Raw genomic sequence first — 19499 nt, 5'->3', positions numbered from 1 at the left:
AGCGCAGAAAAATAAGTTATAAACAACATCTTCTTAAAAACTTATTGAGTTTTTTTAAAATGACTCATATTTACTTTTAAATTTGAAATCGAAATTAAAGCCTACACCAATGTTAAAAAAATTACTCGTTTTATTACTTATTAGCACAGCTTTTGTAAACGCCCAAACCTCGGTTGAAAAAGAATTAGATATTCTAGAAACAAAAGAGCAAGTAGAAAGCTATTTAAAAACGAAGAAATCTAAAAAAAACAAATTAATTACCTTTAACGAAGAGAAACATAAAACAATTTTAGCTAAAGAGCTATTTAAACTGGGTGTTGGTGGCAAAAAAGTTAATGATGGTGAGTTTGAAAAAACCTATTATAAAGTCATTAATAAAACAAAAAAAGAGTACCACAGATTGTCTTATATTTTTATAGATGGCAAAACGTACAAACTTGAAGAAATTAATGATTTAAGAGAAAAAATTATAACTAAATACCACAATGGCGCGCCTTTCGATTTTTTAGCAAAACAATATTCTATGGATGCAAATGCTAAAAAAGGCGGCGACTTAGGTTGGTTTTTAAAAGCTGAAACACATCCCGCTTTTGAGCATAGCGTATTTAGCGAAAACCATGAATTAAATGATATTTTTACGGCAGATGTACCTTCTGAAAATTGGTATTATGTTATTTTAAAAACACATGAACCAAAAGAAATTTTAGAAATAGACGTTTTAAAAATAGTTGAATCCAAATAATAATGCAGCTTTTTTATAGCCCAGACATAACAGAACACACAGGTCAATTCACTTTTAACAGAGATGAAAGCAAACACATTGTAAAGGTGTTACGCAAAAACATGGGTGATACATTATACATTACCAACGGTAATGGCTGGCTATTTACTGCAGAAATTTCGGTACCAAACATAAATAAATGTACCGCAAAAATAGTCTCGAAAGCACTCCAACCTAAACGCAAATATAAACTACATTTAGCTGTTGCTCCTACCAAAATGAACGATCGCTACGAATGGTTTTTAGAAAAAGCAACTGAAATAGGAATAGACAGTATTACCCCTATTATTTGCGACCATAGCGAACGCAAGGTTATTAAACCCGAACGTTTTGAGCGCATTTTACAATCGGCCATGAAACAATCCTTAAGCTGTTATTTACCTAAATTGAATGACGCTATACCGTTTCAAGCCTTTATTGAACAAGGGTTTAAAACCGAATTGTTTATTGCGCATTGCGAGGAAACCGATAGAAAATCATTAAAACAACAGTTAAAACCCACTACCGATATTACTATTTTAATTGGACCTGAAGGCGATTTTTCTGTTAAAGAAATAACCAAAGCACTCGAAAACAATTTTATTCCTGTAACTTTGGGTGAAACTAGATTGCGAACAGAAACTGCCGCTATTGTGGCGTGTCATTCCGTTGCGTTTGTAAACGAGTAATTTACCATGAAATTTTATTTATCTATTTTCTTTTTTCTTTTTTCCCTTTTCGTTTTTAGTCAAGATTTAGCTGTTTTAAAATATAAAGGCGGTGGCGATTGGTATGGAAACCCAACAGCATTACCAAACCTTATTGCGTATTGCAATACGAATATAAACACAAGTATAAATCCAAAACCCGACATTGCTGAAACCGGAAGTACCGATATTTTTCAATATCCTCTATTACATATGACGGGACATGGTAATGTGTTTTTTAGTGATATAGATGCCGAAAACCTGCGTAATTATTTGATGTCTGGTGGTTTTTTGCATATCGACGATAATTACGGCATGGAGCCTTATATAACCAAAGAACTTAAAAAAGTGTTTCCAGAAAAAGACTTGGTTGAATTACCAAGCAACCACCCCATATTTAATTATGTCTATAAATTCCCAAATGGTTTACCTAAAATTCATGAACATGATGGAAAACGTCCACAAGCTTTCGGAATTTTTAATGAAGATCGATTAATACTACTATTCACTTATGAAAGTGATTTGGGTGATGGCTGGGAAGATACCGAAGTGCACAACGATCCTGTTGAAGTTAGAGAAAAAGCACTTAAAATGGGCGCAAACATTATTAAATATGTTTTTGAAAATTAAGCATTCTCACCCTTACCTTCGGAATCCTTTTTCAAACACACCAATACCGCTTACTAATTATGCAACTCAATCATTATAACACCAATTTCAACAAAAAAACATTCCCAATAACATTAGTTTGCGATAATGTTACCAATGCACCTAATATTGGTAGCTTATTTAGAATTGCTGATGCTTTTGGCATTGAAAAACTAATCCTTTGTGGTAAAAATATCCAATTAGGCAGAAAAATGGCAAAAACCTCTAGAGCTACTGAAAAAGTAGTGAATTTTGAAATTTCGGATTCAGCTTTACCCATAGTAGAAGCACTAAAATCGAAAGGGAACCAAATAATAGCTTTAGAAATTACTAAAACTAGTACGGCCATACACGAAACTTTATTTTCAAACAAAAATCCTATAGCTATTGTCATAGGCGATGAAAACTTTGGAGTATCCCAAAGCATTTTAAACCTTTCTGATTCCGTAATCCACATTAATATGTTTGGACAAAATAGTAGCATGAATGTGGTTCAAGCTACTAATATTGCACTATATGAAATAACCAAACAACTACAGTAAGAGCATCCAAAACTAGAAGGGCGCATCACTTAAAATAATATTATATTTACTAAATGAATTCAAACACCATTTCTAACGGTATTTTAAAAGCTATAAGCATCGTTTTAGGTATAGCTTTGATATTATTTTTTCTTTACAAAATACAATCCGTAATTGGATATATAGCTATTTCTGCTGTGATTTCACTTATTGGGAGACCCATCGTTTTGTTTTTAGAAAACAAACTAAAATTAAAAAACACCATCGCCGTAGTGATTACCATAGTGGTTTTGCTAGGTTTATTTGTTGGTTTAGTTGGTTTATTTATTCCGTTGGTTATTGAGCAAGGGCACAATTTATCACTTTTAAACATTGATGAATTACAATCTAATATTGAAAACTTATATATAGAAGTTATCTCCTATTTGGACATTCGCCAAATTGATGTAGAAAATTCAATTAAAGAATCTAATTTAATGTCTAAAATAGATTTGTCCATACTACCAGATTTTTTAAACTCTGTAATTAGCGGATTAGGGAGTTTTAGTGTTGGATTATTTTCGGTATTATTTATAACATTCTTCTTTTTAAAAGATAGCAGATTGTTTGAAAATGGAATGTTAACCTTTATTCCAGAAACAAAAGAATCGCGTTGGAAAAATTCTACCACTAAAATAAAAGACTTGCTATCTAGATACTTTGTTGGTCTAATTTTTCAAATCCTAATACTTTTCATTATTTACATGATAGGCTTGTTAACAATTGGTGTTGAAAATGCAGTTGTTATTGCATTTTTATGTGCGCTTTTAAATTTAATACCATATGTTGGACCAATTATTGGTGCCTTTTTAATGCTTACTTTAACCATGACAAGTAACCTTGGTGAATCATTTAGTAATGTTATTTTACCTAAAACATTTTGGGTATTTATCGTTTTTATGATTGGACAATTAGTAGATAATTTTGGAAGTCAACCCATCATATTTTCAAAAAGTGTTAAGTCCCATCCCCTGGAAATATTCTTAGTTATTTTAATTACTGGTATTTTATTTGGTGTTATTGGTTTAATAATAGCAGTACCTGCATACACTGCTATAAAAGTAATTTTAAAGGCCTTTTTATCAGATAACAAAATAGTAAAAAAACTGACTAAAAACCTTTAATTTTTACTTTGAATAAAAACATATTAAATACTGATATACAGGATTTTATAAAACACAATGCGAATATCGCAATTAGTGATTTATTATTAAAAGGCACATCGTTTCCCGGTATTAACACGAAACAAATCGTAGAACAAATTGAAGCTAAAAACCGATGTAAAACTAAGCTTTTTTCTTGGTTTTCAACTGAAAAAATATACTATCCCAACAAGTTAAACATCGAACAAACCTCGTCTGAAACTACAGCTAAATACAAATCGGAATTATTAAATGGCAACTCCATAATTGATTTGACAGGTGGTTTTGGAGTAGATTGTTTTTACTTTTCAAAGACTTTTAAATCGGTTACACATTGTGAAATAAATGAAAGCCTATCGGACATAGTTAACCATAACTATAATCAATTAAATGTTAGCCATATTGAAACCATTAAAGCAGATGGCATTTCCTATTTAGAAGCTTCCAAGAAAAAATTTGATTGGATTTATATTGATCCTTCTAGGCGTCATGATCAGAAAGGGAAGGTCTTTTTTTTAAAAGATTGCTTACCTAATGTTCCTGAACATTTAGATCTGCTTTTTAAGCACAGCAACAATATCATGGTTAAAACATCACCGTTGTTAGATATATCTGTTGGAATTAATGAATTAAAACACGTTAAAACCATTCATGTAGTAGCCGTAAAAAATGAGGTTAAAGAGTTACTTTGGATTTTAGAAAACGGATATAACGAAGATATTAACATCAGAACGGTAAACATTAAAAAAGAAAAAGAAGAATACTTTTCATTTACCCTAAACGAAGAAAAACAGTCCGAGCCACAATACAGCTTAGCACTCACCTATCTATATGAACCTAATGCTGCTATTTTAAAATCTGGAGCGTTTAATCAAATATCAAAACAACTAAATATTAGTAAGCTTCACAGGCATTCACATATATACACAAGCTCTATTTTAATCGATTTTCCAGGACGTATTTTTAATATAGAAGCTTCTATTCCATATAACAAAAAAGCCATTAAACGCTTAGGTATAACAAAAGCCAATATAACCACAAGAAATTTCCCGGAAACAGTGCAACAAATAAGGAATAAATTCAAAATTAACGACGGTGGCAACACGTATCTATTTTTCACAACAGATATAAATGCTAATAAAGTTGTTTTAATCACTAAAAAAGTTAACCTATGACGCTTCAGGACTTAGTTGGTCAATACACTATAATAGGCAGTAATCAAAATGAAGAATTAAACAGCTACAAAGGCTCACTAAGTTTAACTCTTAATGAGAACAACAGAATTAAAGCAAAATGGCTAATTAACAATACACAAGAACAATTTGGAACTGGTTTTTTTAACGATAACATTCTTGTAATTAACTTTAATTACAAAATGGATCATAAAGTATTTAAAGGTGTTGCAGTGTATAAATGTATCTCGAAAGATATATTGGAAGGTTTTTGGTCTGAAAAACACGGCGATCCTAATTATTTAGGAAAAGAGCGCTGTTTTAGAACGGATAGCGTCAAAGAAATTTTAAATTAATAGCGCAGTTGTATTAAGACCGAGGCTTATCAATACCTCTATCATAAAGTACAATACTTCCTGCCACAGCAACATTTAAGCTTAGCTCAGATTTGAATTTCACTAAAAAATGGGACTTCTCTATGGCTTGTTTAGACAAACCATGGTCTTCGGCGCCTAATAAATACACACAACGCCTTGGATGATGAAAAGTCTCCAACGCCTCGGCCGTATCAGTAAGTTCCACACCTACCAATCGCGCACCTTTAGGCAGATTATTAAAAAAATCGTCAAATGTTTCATAATGAAAATACGGCATGGCTTTAACAGCATCATGGGTATCACTTGCTTGTTTTGCATAGCGATTACCAATAGTAAATATAAAACTAGCACCTAAGTTCTGAGCAGTACGCCACAGAACTCCTAGGTTTTCGGGAGTTTTTCCATTTTGAATACCTATACCAAAAAATTCATTTTTAAAATTATCATTCATAACTATAACTTCACAAAAAGCAATCAAAAGTATATAAAACAAAAAAGCTTCACTATTAAAAGTGAAGCTTTTTGTGAGCCCTGCAGGATTCGAACCTGCGACCGCCTCCTTAGAAGGGAGGTGCTCTATCCAGCTGAGCTAAGAGCCCTCAAAGAAAACATTTTCGTTTTCCGGTGTGCAAATATAAAATTAACTAAATACCTAACCAAAAGAAATGTTTATAATTTTTAATATAAAATGACATTTAAAAAACGTAAAAAGCTATATCCCTAATAACAAATATTTTACAGTTGACCTTTAATACAAAATAATCAAAAAAAAATCGTCAGAAACATAGTTTCTGACGATTTTTATATTAAAATCTTATTTTTTTAGCTAAAAATAATATAAGTACTTATTACAACAACACAAATTGCTAGGCCTACAGGTTTCACATATTTCCAAGGCGTCACATCAACCTCTTTTGTATATTCTTGAACATATTCGGTTTCTCTTGGTTTTATTTTACCTATAATTAACATAATTATAACGGTAAGCACAAAAGCCATAAACTGGAAGTGTAAGAAGTGTGGTAAATCCATTTCTAAACCTTTCGCTAAAATGATATACGTAACATAAAACACAAAGGCAAAAGTAATACCAACTTTAGCAGCTAATGCCGGAACACGTTTAGAAAGGAATCCAACAACAATAACCGTTAAAATAGGCACACTATATGCACCATTTACGGTTTGTAAGTACCCAAATAAACCATCGGATGCATAATATAAAAATGGCGCTACAAACATTGAAAACACAGCTAGTACAATACCAAACTTTTTCCCTACCGATACGACTCTACTTTCTTCTGCCGTTTTATTAATAAACTGCTTGTAAATATCAATACCAAATAAGGTAACACAACTATTTAACGCCGAGTTAAATGAACTCAAAATAGCACCAAACATAACAGCTGCAAAGAAACCAACCATGGGTTTTGGCAACACTTCTGCCACTAATCTAGGGTAAGCAATATCATTATTAGATAAAACCTCTCCTCCCCATTTATGGTACGCAATAATACCTGGAAGCACAACAATAATTGGCCCCAATATTTTAATAAACGCAGCAAGCGTTAAACCTTTTTGGCCTTCCGCTAAACTTTTAGCACCTAAAGCTCGTTGAATAATTTGTTGATTTGTACCCCAATAAAAAAGCTGTACAAGCATCATACCTGTAAAAATAGTAGCAAAAGGAATAGACGAATCTGCACCACCAATGGCATTTAATTTTTCTGGATGATCGCTAGCTAATTTTGCTAAGCCACTTGTTATACTTCCATCTTCCCCAATAGCCATTAAACCAAAAACTGGAATTAAAAGCCCTCCAACTAGTAATCCAATAGCATTTATAGAATCGGAAACAGCTACAGCCTTTAAGCCCCCAAAAATAGCGTATATAGAACCTATAATCCCAATACTCCATACACATAACCAAACCGACTGCCATTCTGTTATTCCTAGCATTTCCGGAAGATTAAACATGCCACTTATACCCAAAGAACCTGAATACAATACTATTGGCAGTAATACAATAGCATAACCAGATAAAAACAACCCAGAAGTCATGGCCTTTGTAGTGGTATCAAAACGTCTTTCTAAATAGGTAGGAATAGTGGAAATACCACCCTTTAAATATTTTGGCAATAAAAATACAGCTGTAATAACCATAGCTATAGCTGCTAATGTTTCCCAAGCCATAACCAAAATACCATCGGCATATGCAGATCCATTTAATCCTACAATTTGTTCGGTAGATAAGTTTGTTAATAATAAAGAGCCTGCTATAACTCCGGCAGTAAGACTTCTACCCCCTAGAAAATAGCCATCTGAAGATTTTTCGTTTGTACTTCTTGTGGCATAATAAGCGATAACGGCTACCAAAATAGTAAAGCCGGCAAATGAAAGTATTCCTAACATTATGTTTGTGGTTTAGTTTAGTATTATTCTAATAAAGAATCAAATATATATATTTATATTGAGAATATCACAATTAAAAAGGACAAAAAACAAACTAGTACGGTCTAGTAGTTTTTTAATCAAAATAAAACTATATTTGCAAAACATTATGATAAACATTAAAAGCAAAATAGGGATTCCTAAGTATAAGCAAATCATTAATTCTATTGAAGAAGCCATACTAGATGGTACCTTGAAAAAAGGCGACCAAATACCGTCCATTAATAAAATTAAAAATAAAAACAATCTCTCAAGAGATACTGTAATGACAGCTTTTAACGAGCTAAAAAACAGAGGTATCATAAAATCTATTGTAGGTAAAGGCTATTATGTTAATAGTGAAAACATTACTATTAATCAAAAAATTTTTTTACTATTCGATGAATTAAATTCATTTAAAGAAGATTTATATAATTCATTTTTAGAGCACTTAGGAGATAATATTCAGGTGGATATTTTTTTTCATCACTTTAACAAAAACACCTTTGATAAGTTAATTTTAGATAATTCGGGAGATTACAATTATTACGTAATTATGCCCGCTAATCTAAAAAACACCAATAGTGTTATTAATAACTTACCCAAAGAAAAGGTTTACATTTTAGACCAAATTCAAGAGGACTTAATGGAATACCCTGCCATTTATCAAAATTTTGAAAAAGCTATGTTTAACAACCTTAGCAAAGCTATTCATTTAATAAAAAAGTATAAAAAAGTAATTTTAGTGTTTTCTGAAGAAAAGCAACCTATCCCCATGAAAGAAGGAGTTGTTAATTTTTGCACTAGTAACCAAATTCCATTTGAAAGTATTAAAACATTAAAGGATAGAACGCTAGAAAATGGAGAATTATACATTATTCCCGAAGATAAAATCTTACTTAAAATTATAAAACAAATGAAAAGCCAAGACTTATTAATAGCAGAAGATATTGGCATAATATCCTATAATGATAGTTTACTTAAAGAAATTGTAGAGGGAGGAATTACGACAATTTCAACAGATTTTAATACCATGGGTAAACGTCTTGCTGAAATGATTTTAAATAAAGAACAAGATCAAATCGAAAACACTAATCACCTTATTATAAGGAATTCTATTTAACTAAACCGATTAAGCTATTATGTTCTCAATTACAAAAGATAACGACTTAAACACGTTAGAGATAAAAAGCATAAATAACCGCGTTTATGGCAAAATTCACCTAAACGATGGTGCCAGTTTACAAGCACTCACACTAAACGGACATGCTATAATTCAAAATTTAGAACCATTAATTTATAAGGATACCTACGCCTCCTCTATTTTATTTCCTTTTGCAAATAGAATAAAAGATGGCATTTACACTTACAATAACAAAGAATATCAACTTGAAATTAACCAAAAAGAGGAAAACAATGCTTTACATGGTTTAGTTTATAATAAACCTTTTAAAGAAACTGAGTCTTTTACCAACGAAGATTCTGCATGGATAGTACTAGAATATACTGAAGAAAAGGAATCTATTGGATTCCCATACACCTATAAAATTCAATTAAAATATACCTTTACTGAAACCCATTTAGAGCTAAATCTTTCTGTAATAAACACAGATTCTAAAGCCTTCCCGTTTACCCTAGGTTGGCACCCTTATTTTAATAGTGATCACCTACATGATAGTATTTTAGAATTTGATACTTCAAAAAAATTAATCATTGGGGAACGTAATATTACCACAGGGACTGAAAATCTTAACAGTTTTAAATCCCTTAAAATTGAAAATCAGAAATTAGATGATTGCTGGATTTTAGACTCCAATAGTATTCAATTTTATACGCCTAAATATAAGTTTTCAATGGAGTCTTCAGCAAAAAACAATTTTTTACAAGCGTACACGCCCCCCAAATTAAATACTATTGCTATTGAACCGACTACCGGTGTTTCAAACAGTTTTAATAACAAAATCGGGCTAGACATTTTAAAACCAAATGATACGTATTCCATAACCTGGAAATTAAATATTGAAAACAACTAAATTATGACCGATACATTAATTAAAGAGGTTGAAACCGCATTTTTAAACGAATTTAAGGTAAAACCCTTACTTATATTCTCTCCGGGGCGAATAAACATTATTGGTGAGCATACCGATTACAATGATGGTTTTGTTTTTCCGGCAGCTGTTAATAAAGGGATTGCTGCAGGAATTCACAAAAGTAATACAGGAAAATCTAAAGCTATAGCATTAGACTTAAATAGCACAATTGAATTTAATCTAGATAAACTAAAACCATCAAAAGAAGGCAGTTGGGAAAATTATGTTTTTGGCGTTGTTGCCGAAATACAGAATAGAAATAAAACTATAGGTAATTTTAATATTGTTTTTAAAGGAAATATCCCAGGTGGTGCAGGCATGTCATCTTCGGCAGCATTAGAAAACAGTGTTGTTTTTGGATTGAATGAATTATTCCAACTTGACCTTTCCAAAGAAGACATGATTTTAATTTCACAAAAAGCAGAACATAATTATGTAGGTGTTAAATGCGGAATCATGGACCAATACGCTAGCATGTTTGGTAAAAAAGACCATGCCTTACATTTAGATTGTAGAACCATAAAGTCTAAACCCTATAAGATCGATTTTAAAGACCACCAATTAATTCTAATAAACACAAATGTAAAGCACAGTTTATCTGATAGCGCTTATAACGACCGACGTTCGGCATGTGAAGCCATTTCCAAATTACTAAATATTAAAGCATTAAGAGACGCCACCGAAACCAATTTAGAAACGATTAAAGACAACGTATCTCCAGAAAATTACCAAAAAGCCCTTTATGTAATCCAAGAAAATATAAGAACTATTAAAGCTGCAAAAGCAATCGAAAACAATGATTTAGAAACTTTGGGCGCTTTAATTTATCAATCGCATGAAGGACTTTCTAATCAATACAAGGTAAGTTGTGAGGAATTGGATTTTTTAGTAGAACAAGCTAAAAAAAACAAACAAGTTTTAGGTGCTAGAATGATGGGTGGCGGCTTTGGTGGTTGTACCATAAATTTAGTAGCAAAAAGTGAATCTGAGACATTTACCGAAACAGCATCTACAGCTTACAAAAATAAGTTTGATAAAGATTGCTCTGTGTATTTCATGGAACTTTCTGATGGGACACACCTAGTAAAATAAAAAAACCAACTATCTTATATTACAAATAATGAAAACCACAGATTTACAAGATTACTCACATAAACGTTTTAATATTTTAACAGGTGAATGGGTATTAGTGTCACCACACAGAGCAAAACGACCATGGCAAGGGCAAAATGAAACTGTAAATAATGAAAAACGTCCTTCCTACGACGAAACATGTTACCTATGTGCAGGAAATACAAGAATTAACGGGGAAATAAACCCAAAGTATAAGGATGTATTTGTTTTTACTAACGATTTTGCTGCTTTACAGAATAATTCACCAACCTTTTCTTTAAAAGATGGATTATTGGTTGCCGAAAGCGAAACAGGAATTTGCAAAGTTATTTGTTTTAGTCCGGACCACTCCAAAAGTTTAGCCGATATGCATGCTAACGATATTCAACATGTTGTTTTCGCTTGGCAAAACGAGTTTAAAGAATTGGCTGCCAACCCGAAAATTAATTACATTCAAATCTTTGAAAATAAAGGTGCAGTAATGGGTTGTAGCAATCCGCACCCTCATGGACAAATCTGGAGTCAGTCTACCCTTCCAAATGAGGTTGACAAAAAAAACACACAACAATTAAATTATTACAACAAAAACAACAGCAGTTTATTAGGAGATTATTTAGCACAAGAATTAGAAAAACAAGAACGTATCATTTTTGAAAATGACGGTTTTTTGGTTATCATTCCATTTTGGGCTGTATGGCCTTTTGAAGCTATGATTGTCCCCAAAAGACAGATGACAACCATTTTAGAAATGACAGATGATGAAACACTACAATATGCTGAAGCCATTTCTGTAATTACAAAGGCTTACGATAAGTTATTTAACACCTCTTTCCCTTATTCTAGCGGAATTCATCAAGCCCCAACAGATGGCAACGAAAATAAGCATTGGCACTGGCATATGAGTTTTTATCCGCCGCTTTTGCGTAGCGCAACGGTTAAAAAATTTATGGTTGGTTACGAGATGTTTGGATCGCCACAAAGAGATATTACGGCCGAATCTGCAGTAAAAATGTTAAAAGAACTATTATAAAATATAGGATAACCTAAATAGAAACCTCTATTTTTGTTATCCTATTCCGATAGTTTATTAAAATGAAAACATACCAAACAAGTTTAATAGTTGCCCAAACGCACATAGATGATTTAAACCACGTTAATAACGTGCATTATGTTCAATGGGTTCAAGATATTGCAAAGGCCCATTGGCAGTCTAAAGCCTCGGAAGAGCTACAGGCTAAATATAGTTGGTTTTTATTGTCGCATTATATTGAGTACAAGAGCGCAGCTCTATTAAATGATACTATAAACTTAAAAACTTACATTGCAAAAGCCGAAGGGGCAACCTATACACGAATTGTAGAAATACACAACGCAAACACCAACAAACTACTTGCTAAATCGGAAACAAAATGGTGCCTTGTAAACGCAAAAACCGAGCGCCCTTGTAGAATCCCTCAAGAAATTGTGGAATTATTTGATTAATTCGTTGGCATTATACTAAATCATAATTTCAAAAGTTATATTTTTAGGCTCAAAACTTACCATTTTTAAATGACACGTTATTTATATTTTTTATTTACCCTAGTATTTTTAATGCTTTGGAGCTCTTGCCGTAAAGACTTTGAATTCGCTCCAAGTACAGGAAGTTTACATTTTTCAAAAGACACCGTTTACTTAGATACTATTTTTACCAATATTGGATCTAGTACCTATAATTTAAAGGTATATAATAAAAGTGATAACGACATTGTAATTCCTAATATCAGCTTAAAAGAAGGCTTTAACTCCTTATATAGATTAAGTATAGACGGCCTGTTAGGTGAAGATAATGGAACAGAAACTTCTCAAGGAAAAGTATTTGAAAATGTAGAAGTGTTAGCCAAAGACAGTCTTTTTATTTTTATTGAAACCACAGTAAATATCGAAAACCAGGCTGCTATTGCCAATCAGTTTTTATACACCGACGCTATTGAATTTGATACAGGTAACAACCTACAAACCGTAGAATTAGTAACCTTAGTACAAGATGCTGTTTTTATTTTTCCAGATCGCGATAACACCACTAAAGTTATTGATACACTGACATTAAATATAGGTGGCGAATTGGTGATAACCGATTTACAAGGCCGTGAATTATTACCTGAAGAACTTAACTTCACCAACGAAAAACCATACGTTATTTATGGTTTTGCAACAGTTCCTCCTAATGAAACTTTAACTATTGATGCTGGGGCACGCATCCATTTTCATGATAATTCTGGTATTATTGTTTCTAATGGAGCATCTTTAAACGTAAATGGCGCATTTAGTAACAACCAAGATATTTTAGAAAACGAAGTGATTTTTGAAGGCGACCGTTTAGAACCTAATTTTTCTGAAGTTACAGGGCAATGGGGCACTATATGGTTATTGGACGGCAGTGTTAATAATACCATTAACTACGCCACCATTAAAAATTCAACTATAGGCGTTCTATCTGATGGAAACCCTAATGAAACCAACAACAAATTAAACATTACAAACTCGCAAATTTACAATTCTAGTAGCTTTGGAATTTTAGGACGAAACACCTCTATTTCTGGTGAAAATTTAGTTATAAATAATTCTGGCTTATCTTCTTTTGCAGGAACTCTAGGCGGGAAATATAATTTTACACACTCTACATTAGTAAATTATTGGAACAATGGTTTTAGGCAATTCCCTGCTGTTTTATTAAACAATTTTGTTTTAGATGAAGACAACGTTGCTACCATTGCCGATTTAACTGAAGCTAATTTTAACAATTGTATTATTTATGGAAATGATAACCCTGAAATACTACTAGATGAAATTGAAGATGAGGCTGTAGTTTTTAATTTCAAGTTTACTAATTGCTTAATTCGTTTTAATGATTTTAATAACAATTTTACAGGGGATAATTATAATTTTGATGACACCTTAAAATACGAAGGCAATATATTTAATGAAGACCCAGACTTTATGGATGTTAATTTAAATGCATTAATTATTGGTGAAGATTCCGCCGCAAACGGTCAAGGTTTAACTTCATTTTCGACTCAAGTCCCAGTAGATATTTTAAACACAAACCGAACAAGCTCTCCAGATTTAGGGGCCTACCAACATATTTCTTTCCCTGAGGAAGAATAATTAAGCTACCAAATACTCAGCGAGTACTTTTGATATTTTTTGTCCTGTATTGCTTTCATAATAGGAATATCCAGGCATTGGATTAACCTCAAAACAATACACATCGCCGTTATCTGTAAACCTTAAGTCTATACCACTAAAATCTAATTTAAGAGCTGCACTAACATTTACACATGCATTTTTTACATGCTCCGGGATTTCAAAAGGCTCTAATTGGGTTTCTCCACCATCTTTTCTAGCATATCGATAATCGACACCTGTGGTTAGTATTTTAGTGGCTATAACCTCTTTTCCTATTACATGAACCCGAACATCAAATCCAGATAACCGGGCTTGAAATTGAACCGGACAATACTTAATTTTATTTAATCTTTCAATATTTGAGGGATCAAACTCCTTAACTATGGAACGAATTCCGCTAATGGACTTATAAATTATAGATTTATGAACGGCGTTAAAATCCAAAACGGCTTTTGGATTATTAGTTATTAAAGTTGGAGGTGTTTTTAATCCATAGCGTTTAATTATTTGCGCTTGATAGGGCTTACTACTATTACTATACATATTACTATGCCTATTAACAACCTTAGCATTTGTTACTTCCAACCATTGAAATAATGATTCGTGTAATGCGTTACATTTCGCTTTAGTTTCCTCATTCTTACCTTCCATTTCTGGAAGATTATTTTCGCTCATAAAACGAGAATAAACACTTTTAAAACTCGATAAATTATAACTACAATTAGACATATGTAATTTTCCTTCCGGTAAACCATTAACAAAGCCCCACTCTATTTCGGTGTCTTCAAACTGCCTTTGATTAAAAACTACAACATGAGCATCTTCTTCCATTAATGCATACTTCACTTTTGCAATTGGGCTCTCACTAGGTATGCCACATAATAATATCATTTTAGTTTTCATAAATAATATGTTTTAAAATAGCTATTAATTTATCTCCATATTTACTAAGCGCAGGGTAAGTATTTGCACTAACAAATTGATTTTCATCATCTTTATTAATATAAATTTCTAATAGTGGTGTTTGAGCAAGCAAGGAGAGTTTAACACAATTTTCAACAAGTTGTTTATTACAGCAATTGCTTATTACTTTTTTACCAATTACTAGAACACTTTCCTGATTTACATTTAAATTGTTTTCTGAAGAAACGGAACTAAAGCCTGCTTTATAAGCCGCATTTGCCCATTGTTGCCTAGACCAATAAACACCACATAAACTATAACCTTTTCCGGGATTATAAATGCGCCCTTTGTTATTAACTTGAGCTAACCAACTCATCATTAAAGCATTCATTTCAGATTGCACATACTGCCTTTCTGTTTCTTGAGCCTTATCCCAAACCGGAGCAATAGCTATCTGGGTTCTATTAAAAAGAAAATTGAGATTATTATGAGTTATTTCTAACCCTTTTTTTGTTTTAATATAAAACTGATCGTCATCATTATTAATGTTCTGAGTCCATTCTTCCGCCATTAGCAACTCTTCTGGACTTACCAATTCTATTTCAACATGGTTTTTTTGAAGCTCTAAATAAAGCCAAATCGCATCGGTATCTTGAGGGTGACTTAATATTACATTCATAATATATTATAAATTAAAAACCTTAAAAACAAATAACTACTTTGTTTGAGATATTTATTTTTAAGGTTTTATTAATAGTGACTAACTAACTCAAATTCGATTTGCGTATTACACAATACTGTCTGCAATATCTTTATTCATTTTTTCCTGCATTGCTGCAATGTCTTGCTCATTAGTTAAAGCTCCTGTTGACAAGTCTGGCCTTAAATCTGAACCAATAAAAGCTGTTAATGCCGATAAGCTTTGTTCTATTTGAGATAAACGATCTTCAATACTATTTCCACTAGCATTAAAGTTACCTAGCCCAGGATTAAACCTATCTGAGATTTCCCTAAGTTTATTTCCACCATCATATGGTTTATCTAACTTATCTGTTATCGGCTTATCTACCTTGTCTGAAATAACCCCTTTATTGTCAGGGAATTCTTTTTGTAATTCTTTCTTGATCTCCTTTAACTCCTTTTTAAATTCTTTACTCTCTAATTTCTCAACTTTTTCAAGCTTTTCTTTTTTTAATTCCTTGTTTTCTTTATTCTCTAGTTTTTCTATTTTTTCAGATTTTTCAACCTTTTCAAGTTTAACCTCTTTAATGTCTTTAATGGTATCTTTAGCATCTTTTAAAACACTTTTAGTTAATTTAACACATAAAGAAATATTCAATTCGCTTAACACAAATGAAATAGGATTAATATAAGTGTACCCCGCATCATTACCTGCAAAAAGAAGACCTATAACTTTATTATCGGCATTTACAACTACAGAACCCGAATCCCCCTTGGCACTAAATTTTGGATTTACATTTTCATCGGGTCTAATACCAATTTGATCGGTTAAGGTTTTAACTCCAATTCCTGGTCCGTAATCTACATTTACAGTAGCATTTATCGCATCAACAAAACCTTCGGTGAACAAGGTTGTTCTTCCTCGTTTTCTAACCGCCGTATTTAAAACAGCGGCTGCCGTTCCCTTAACATCACCTATATCTACAATAGAGCAATCATGTGGTCTGCCGTTTAATGTTGAAATAGCACCATCAACATGCGAACTCAATAGTGCTCTTTCTAAAGCCCCTACCCTGTCGGTTACGGGCGAACCAGTATCTACACGACTAGGTTGACACATAAAATCGCCCACACTCCATGTATTATCAATACACATTACATGAAAGTTACTTAATAACACAGGGTTATTTGTAACATTATCCTTAGCAATACACCCTAATGTTCCTGTATACACAAAATTACCATCTGGGGTAGAAATTGATCGTTCTGGACCAATACTAACACCACCTTTTACCGTGGTATACGTAGCTGTATCCGCCTGTAAAGAAAGGTTTTCTAATTTTTGAGATAAGATTTGCGGATAAACTTCCATTTCAATAACATCGGTTTTAATACCGTTTATTGTTGTTGGAATTTTTTCTTTTGAAGCTACCGTTTTCTTTTTCTGTTTTACATGTACCCTTATCGTAATTTCATCAGTACGTTTACCATTGGTATACTTATAGCCCACATCGACTCCTGTAACTCCTTTTAATTTAAATAAAGCAGCCTCTGCACTTTGCTTTTCCCTAATAATTTCATTTAATGCACTCATTTTAATGTTTTTTTAATTCTACATATCTTTCATTTTTAATTAATTATTGAGGGAAAATGGTTTTGTAGGTTACACTAATTACTATACCTTCTACAGATTCGGGGATATTTAAGTCCTTATGATTTATGTTTTTAGAATTCACCAAAACCCTAATACACAAATCACTTGTATAAACACCGTCTTTTTTTAAAGAGGCTATTTCAATTCCAGTTACATTAGGAGAATCTATTACTTGCTCTTGTATTATTTTAAATACCTCTTTTACTTTTTCATAATTTTTCATACCCGGATTTAATTGGTGATACCAAAGTTAATTTTAAAAACACAGTATTAATAGAGGAAATAACCTTATAACACCTGAGGAATAACTACCATTTATAAAGGGTGTTTTTCCTGTTTTAATAAGGCAATAAACATTTTAGCGAAAAAGAAGACACTGTCCAGTTTGAGGTAACCAAAGAAATTTTGATTTTATAGGACGTTAGTTTAAAAGCCCAAGTAAAACAGAAATTGAAAATGGTATTATTTTAAGCGAATAAAAACTCGATTACATAAATACACGCGCTGAAATTAGCGTAAATCCTTAAACTTTAATTAACACTTACTGAAAGTCTAAACTAAATTTTCCTACGTAAATCTTATATCTAAAATCAAACAAAAACCCTTGAAAATTTATGGACATACAAGTTTACCTTCGTAAAATTAATTTCATTATTAAAAAATCCATCCATTCTACTAAAGCATTCTTTCACTACAAATTAAATCCAGAAAATGCCGAAAACAACTTTGTTTCCTTAAGCACCTTTTTATTTATGGCTATGGGACTTTCTTTTTTCTGGGTATTTCATAACGATTTTGAGCAGTTTAATGCTAATAAATTTAGCACAACAATAGGATATGCTTTTGGGGTTGTTGCCTTTAGTTTTATGGCCTATAAAATTTTACTTTTTTTATATATCGTTTATAACTATTTTAAATATAAGCCTATTGCATCTGTACCAGATAGCGATTTACCAACCTGTACTGTTATTGTACCCGCTTACAACGAAGGCAAACAGGTTTGGGATACTTTAATGAGTTTAGCTGAAAGTGATTACCCTAAAGAAAAACTACAACTTATTGCTATTGATGATGGTAGTAAGGACGATACATGGACATGGATACAAAATGCTAAAGAAAAACTAGGAGACCGATTAGAAATATACAAACAACCACAAAACCAAGGAAAAAGGCATGCGCTTTACCGTGGCTTTCATGTTGGAACTGGGGATATTTTTGTTACCGTTGATAGCGATTCTATAGTGAATCCGGATACTATAAAACTTTTAGTGAGTCCCTTTGTACATAACAAGCAATGTGGTGCAGTAGCCGGAAACATTCGAGTTTTAAATAACAAAAAAGCAACGCTACCTAAAATGCTAGATGTTAGTTTTGTTTTAAGTTTCGAGTTTGTAAGATCTGCCGAAAGCAATTTAAACTCCGTGCTTTGCACGCCAGGAGCTTTAGCAGCTTACCGCAGTACAGCGGTTCACGAATGTTTACCACAATGGATAAACCAAACCTTTATGGGTAAACCTTCAGACATTGGTGAAGATCGTGCTATGACCAACATGATATTAAAACAAGGTAAACATGTGTTGTTTCAAAAAAATGCCATTGCTTACACTAATGTACCCGAAGAATACACAGGTTTATATAAAATGTTTATTAGATGGGGACGTAGTAATGTTCGCGAAAATTTAGAAATGGCTAAATATGTATTTACTAATTTTAGAGCGGATTCTAAATTCGGCACGCGTTTATTATTTATTAGTCAGTTTTCTAAAATTTTAATGAGCTTTCCATTTTTATTTTTCATGTTATATTTTGTGCTTGTACACCCCTTATTATTTGTGGGTTCTACCCTAGTAACTATTTTAGTTCTTGGAATGTTTCCGGTGTTATTCTTTGCACATAGATACAAATCTTTCGAAGCATTTTGGGCCTATTCATATAGTATTTTATATACCTTTGGCTTGTTCTGGATTACGCCATACGCTATTGCCACTGCAAACAAAAGTGGTTGGCTTACAAGAGAATTAGACGATAAAAAAGTAGCTAAGGTTTAAAAAATCATTTTACTTTTTACATATACTTATTTCAACCGCAATGCTA

General features: G+C 32.3%; 20 protein-coding genes and 1 tRNA gene. 14 read left to right on the top strand and 7 right to left on the bottom strand.

The features are described from left to right. Positions 1-109 precede the first annotated feature (109 nt). From ABJM36_RS16050 to ABJM36_RS16020, 7 genes are read left to right on the top strand one after another with little or no spacing between them, the layout of a single operon-like run. Complete coding sequence (locus ABJM36_RS16050; RefSeq protein WP_348452572.1) at positions 110-742, top strand: peptidylprolyl isomerase; 633 nt, start codon at positions 110-112, stop codon at positions 740-742. A 2-nt stretch (positions 743-744) separates the two neighbouring features. Continuing rightward, on the top strand, positions 745-1449 hold the full coding sequence (locus ABJM36_RS16045) for a 16S rRNA (uracil(1498)-N(3))-methyltransferase (RefSeq protein ID WP_348452570.1): 705 nt from the start codon (positions 745-747) through the stop codon (positions 1447-1449). Positions 1450-1455: 6 nt separating this feature from the next. Continuing rightward, complete coding sequence (locus ABJM36_RS16040; RefSeq protein ID WP_348452568.1) at positions 1456-2097, top strand: DUF4159 domain-containing protein; 642 nt, start codon at positions 1456-1458, stop codon at positions 2095-2097. A gap of 59 nt (positions 2098-2156) precedes the next feature. Then, entirely contained in the window at positions 2157-2657 is a 501-nt protein-coding gene (locus tag ABJM36_RS16035; protein WP_348452566.1) for a TrmH family RNA methyltransferase, read from the top strand. Positions 2658-2710: 53 nt separating this feature from the next. After that, positions 2711-3799, top strand: a complete 1089-nt coding sequence (locus tag ABJM36_RS16030; protein WP_348452565.1) for an AI-2E family transporter — start codon at positions 2711-2713, stop codon at positions 3797-3799. A gap of 8 nt (positions 3800-3807) precedes the next feature. After that, positions 3808-4992: a class I SAM-dependent methyltransferase gene (locus tag ABJM36_RS16025; RefSeq protein WP_348452564.1), complete on the top strand. Its 1185-nt coding sequence runs from the start codon at positions 3808-3810 to the stop codon at positions 4990-4992. After that, positions 4989-5345 carry a hypothetical protein gene (locus ABJM36_RS16020; RefSeq protein WP_348452563.1) on the top strand — a complete coding sequence of 119 codons (357 nt, stop codon included), beginning with the start codon at positions 4989-4991 and terminating at the stop codon, positions 5343-5345. Before ABJM36_RS16025 ends, ABJM36_RS16020 begins: the two co-directional genes overlap by 4 nt. Before the next feature lie 13 nt (positions 5346-5358). Here the strand turns inward: ABJM36_RS16020 and ABJM36_RS16015 are convergent, their stop codons facing one another. The 3 genes from ABJM36_RS16015 to ABJM36_RS16005 form a co-directional block, all read right to left on the bottom strand. Further along, the gene (locus tag ABJM36_RS16015; protein ID WP_348452562.1) at positions 5359-5817 is read right to left on the bottom strand and encodes an RNA methyltransferase; all 459 of its coding nucleotides are present in this window, start codon (positions 5815-5817) and stop codon (positions 5359-5361) included. A gap of 74 nt (positions 5818-5891) precedes the next feature. After that, a tRNA-Arg gene (locus tag ABJM36_RS16010) sits at positions 5892-5965 on the bottom strand. Between the two features lie 223 nt (positions 5966-6188). Further along, complete coding sequence (locus tag ABJM36_RS16005) at positions 6189-7775, bottom strand: solute:sodium symporter family transporter (protein WP_348452560.1); 1587 nt, start codon at positions 7773-7775, stop codon at positions 6189-6191. A 148-nt stretch (positions 7776-7923) separates the two neighbouring features. Here ABJM36_RS16005 and ABJM36_RS16000 point away from each other — a divergent pair, with 148 nt between their 5' ends. The 6 genes from ABJM36_RS16000 (at position 7924) to ABJM36_RS15975 (ending at position 14146) form a co-directional block, all read left to right on the top strand. Then, positions 7924-8916, top strand: coding sequence for a GntR family transcriptional regulator (locus tag ABJM36_RS16000; RefSeq protein WP_348452559.1), 993 nt, complete (start codon positions 7924-7926; stop codon positions 8914-8916). A gap of 19 nt (positions 8917-8935) precedes the next feature. Next, complete coding sequence (locus ABJM36_RS15995; protein ID WP_348452557.1) at positions 8936-9826, top strand: aldose 1-epimerase; 891 nt, start codon at positions 8936-8938, stop codon at positions 9824-9826. Positions 9827-9829: 3 nt separating this feature from the next. After that, complete coding sequence (gene galK / locus ABJM36_RS15990) at positions 9830-10978, top strand: galactokinase (protein ID WP_348452555.1); 1149 nt, start codon at positions 9830-9832, stop codon at positions 10976-10978. 28 nt (positions 10979-11006) lie between these two features. After that, on the top strand, positions 11007-12029 hold the full coding sequence (locus ABJM36_RS15985; RefSeq protein WP_348452554.1) for a UDP-glucose--hexose-1-phosphate uridylyltransferase: 1023 nt from the start codon (positions 11007-11009) through the stop codon (positions 12027-12029). 62 nt (positions 12030-12091) lie between these two features. Next, positions 12092-12481 carry a thioesterase family protein gene (locus ABJM36_RS15980; protein WP_348452553.1) on the top strand — a complete coding sequence of 130 codons (390 nt, stop codon included), beginning with the start codon at positions 12092-12094 and terminating at the stop codon, positions 12479-12481. A 69-nt stretch (positions 12482-12550) separates the two neighbouring features. Then, on the top strand, positions 12551-14146 hold the full coding sequence (locus ABJM36_RS15975) for a hypothetical protein (protein WP_348452551.1): 1596 nt from the start codon (positions 12551-12553) through the stop codon (positions 14144-14146). Here the strand turns inward: ABJM36_RS15975 and ABJM36_RS15970 are convergent, their stop codons facing one another. From ABJM36_RS15970 to ABJM36_RS15955, 4 genes are all read right to left on the bottom strand, one after another. Further along, complete coding sequence (locus ABJM36_RS15970; protein ID WP_348452550.1) at positions 14147-15070, bottom strand: hypothetical protein; 924 nt, start codon at positions 15068-15070, stop codon at positions 14147-14149. Further along, positions 15060-15749: a hypothetical protein gene (locus tag ABJM36_RS15965; protein ID WP_348452549.1), complete on the bottom strand. Its 690-nt coding sequence runs from the start codon at positions 15747-15749 to the stop codon at positions 15060-15062. Before ABJM36_RS15965 ends, ABJM36_RS15970 begins: the two co-directional genes overlap by 11 nt. 108 nt (positions 15750-15857) lie before the next feature. Beyond that, positions 15858-17345 carry a hypothetical protein gene (locus ABJM36_RS15960; RefSeq protein ID WP_348452548.1) on the bottom strand — a complete coding sequence of 496 codons (1488 nt, stop codon included), beginning with the start codon at positions 17343-17345 and terminating at the stop codon, positions 15858-15860. A gap of 43 nt (positions 17346-17388) precedes the next feature. Further along, entirely contained in the window at positions 17389-17628 is a 240-nt protein-coding gene (locus ABJM36_RS15955) for a hypothetical protein (protein ID WP_348452547.1), read from the bottom strand. Positions 17629-18019: 391 nt separating this feature from the next. Between ABJM36_RS15955 and ABJM36_RS15950 the strand changes: the two genes are divergently transcribed. Beyond that, on the top strand, positions 18020-19453 hold the full coding sequence (locus ABJM36_RS15950; protein WP_348452546.1) for a glycosyltransferase family 2 protein: 1434 nt from the start codon (positions 18020-18022) through the stop codon (positions 19451-19453). Positions 19454-19499 lie beyond the last annotated feature (46 nt).

The organism is Algibacter sp., assembly GCF_039977455.1.
Lineage (GTDB): Bacteria > Bacteroidota > Bacteroidia > Flavobacteriales > Flavobacteriaceae > Algibacter_B.
This window is presented reverse-complemented; position numbering and strand designations above follow the sequence as displayed.

Bases quoted from the DNA above. Each gene is read 5' to 3' on its own strand.
- ABJM36_RS15970 (WP_348452550.1), bottom strand. From the start codon at position 15,070: ATGAAAACTAAAATGATATTATTATGTGGCATACCTAGTGAGAGCCCA.
- ABJM36_RS16050 (WP_348452572.1), top strand. From the start codon at position 110: ATGTTAAAAAAATTACTCGTTTTATTACTTATTAGCACAGCTTTTGTA.
- ABJM36_RS16005 (WP_348452560.1), bottom strand. From the start codon at position 7,775: ATGTTAGGAATACTTTCATTTGCCGGCTTTACTATTTTGGTAGCCGTT.
- ABJM36_RS15960 (WP_348452548.1), bottom strand. From the start codon at position 17,345: ATGAGTGCATTAAATGAAATTATTAGGGAAAAGCAAAGTGCAGAGGCT.
- ABJM36_RS15995 (WP_348452557.1), top strand. From the start codon at position 8,936: ATGTTCTCAATTACAAAAGATAACGACTTAAACACGTTAGAGATAAAA.
- ABJM36_RS16030 (WP_348452565.1), top strand. From the start codon at position 2,711: ATGAATTCAAACACCATTTCTAACGGTATTTTAAAAGCTATAAGCATC.
- ABJM36_RS15975 (WP_348452551.1), top strand. From the start codon at position 12,551: ATGACACGTTATTTATATTTTTTATTTACCCTAGTATTTTTAATGCTT.
- ABJM36_RS15985 (WP_348452554.1), top strand. From the start codon at position 11,007: ATGAAAACCACAGATTTACAAGATTACTCACATAAACGTTTTAATATT.
- ABJM36_RS15955 (WP_348452547.1), bottom strand. From the start codon at position 17,628: ATGAAAAATTATGAAAAAGTAAAAGAGGTATTTAAAATAATACAAGAG.
- ABJM36_RS16045 (WP_348452570.1), top strand. From the start codon at position 745: ATGCAGCTTTTTTATAGCCCAGACATAACAGAACACACAGGTCAATTC.
- ABJM36_RS16035 (WP_348452566.1), top strand. From the start codon at position 2,157: ATGCAACTCAATCATTATAACACCAATTTCAACAAAAAAACATTCCCA.
- ABJM36_RS16020 (WP_348452563.1), top strand. From the start codon at position 4,989: ATGACGCTTCAGGACTTAGTTGGTCAATACACTATAATAGGCAGTAAT.
- ABJM36_RS15950 (WP_348452546.1), top strand. From the start codon at position 18,020: ATGGACATACAAGTTTACCTTCGTAAAATTAATTTCATTATTAAAAAA.
- ABJM36_RS15980 (WP_348452553.1), top strand. From the start codon at position 12,092: ATGAAAACATACCAAACAAGTTTAATAGTTGCCCAAACGCACATAGAT.
- ABJM36_RS16040 (WP_348452568.1), top strand. From the start codon at position 1,456: ATGAAATTTTATTTATCTATTTTCTTTTTTCTTTTTTCCCTTTTCGTT.
- ABJM36_RS15965 (WP_348452549.1), bottom strand. From the start codon at position 15,749: ATGAATGTAATATTAAGTCACCCTCAAGATACCGATGCGATTTGGCTT.
- ABJM36_RS16000 (WP_348452559.1), top strand. From the start codon at position 7,924: ATGATAAACATTAAAAGCAAAATAGGGATTCCTAAGTATAAGCAAATC.
- galK (WP_348452555.1), top strand. From the start codon at position 9,830: ATGACCGATACATTAATTAAAGAGGTTGAAACCGCATTTTTAAACGAA.
- ABJM36_RS16015 (WP_348452562.1), bottom strand. From the start codon at position 5,817: ATGAATGATAATTTTAAAAATGAATTTTTTGGTATAGGTATTCAAAAT.